Below are 1259 nucleotides of genomic sequence, written 5' to 3'. Positions count from 1 at the left end.
TGATCTTACCCAGCAATAGTGGACACGCGACTAAGTGAGTAAACTCTCAACCAGAGGTGACTCACATGACAAAACCAACATCAACCACCAAAAAGCCACGCAAGCAGCACACTCCTGAATTTCGTCAGGAAGCCCTGAAACTGGCTGAACGCATTGGGGTGGCAGCTGCCGCCCGCGAACTTAACCTGTATGAATCACAGCTCTACAACTGGCGAAGCAAACAGCAAAATCAGCTCTCTTCTTCTGAACGCGAGCAGGAAATGTCCGCTGAGATCGCCCGTCTGAAACGTCAACTGGCAGAACGGGATGAGGAACTGGCCATTCTCCAAAAGGCCGCGACATACTTCGCGAAGCGCCTGAAATGAAGTATGTCTTCATCGAAAAACATCAGGCTGAGTTCAGTATCAAAGCCATGTGCCGTGTACTTCAGGTTACCCGTAGTGGCTGGTACATCTGGCATCAGCGTCGTTATCAGGTAAACCGGCGTCAGCAGTTCCGCCTTGTCTGTGATAACGTCGTCCGGGAAGCATTCAGTGACGCAAAACAACGCTATGGAGCGCCACGCCTGACGGATGAGCTTCGTGCCCAGGGTTACCGGTTCAACGTGAAAACCGTGGCTGCCAGCCTGCGTCGTCAGGGGCTACGGGCGAAAGCTTCACGAAAGTTCAGTCCGGTCAGTTACCGCGAACATGGTCTGCCAGTCTCAGAGAATCTGCTGAAGCAGGACTTTTACGCCAGCGGCCCGAATCAGAAGTGGGTGGGTGACATCACGTATCTTCGCACTGGTGAAGGCTGGCTTTATCTGGCCGTGGTTATCGATCTGTGGTCGCGGTCAGTCATTGGCTGGTCGATGTCCTCACGGATGACAGCACAACTTGCCTGCGATGCGTTACAGATGGCGCTGTGGCGGCGTAAACGTCCGGAAAACGTCATCGTGCATACAGACAGAGGCGGTCAGTACTGTTCAACGGATTACCAGAGCTTGCTGAAACGCCACAATCTGCGGGGGAGTATGAGCGCCAGAGGTTGTTGTTACGACAATGCCTGTGCGGAAAGCTTCTTCCATACGCTGAAGGTGGAATGTATCCACGGAGAGGACTTTGTCAGCCGGGAAATCATGCGGACAGCAGTGTTTAATTATATTGAGTGTGATTACAATCGGTGGCGTCGTCACAGTGCCTGTGGCGGTCTTAGTCCGGAACAATTTGAAAACCAGAACCTCGCTTAGGGTTGTGTCCATATTACGCGGGTAGGATCAG

1 protein-coding gene is annotated in these 1259 nt (G+C 52.8%); it reads left to right on the top strand.

Going from position 1 to position 1259, the window contains the following annotated elements; all coding sequences use genetic code 11:
* Positions 1–65 precede the first annotated feature (65 nt).
* Positions 66–1228 (top strand): IS3 family transposase gene (locus HMPREF3140_RS00465; protein ID WP_088941748.1). Its coding sequence is split into 2 segments (ribosomal slippage): positions 66–327 and positions 327–1228, totalling 1164 coding nucleotides; the frame shifts between segments, so codons are not numbered across the junction.
* Positions 1229–1259: the final 31 nt, after the last annotated feature.

The sequence above is a fragment of the Klebsiella sp. HMSC16A12 genome, from assembly GCF_001808265.1.
GTDB classification, from domain to species: Bacteria; Pseudomonadota; Gammaproteobacteria; order Enterobacterales; family Enterobacteriaceae; genus Klebsiella; species Klebsiella pneumoniae.
Note: the sequence above shows the minus strand (reverse complement) of the source record. Positions and strands in the feature narration are given on the sequence as shown.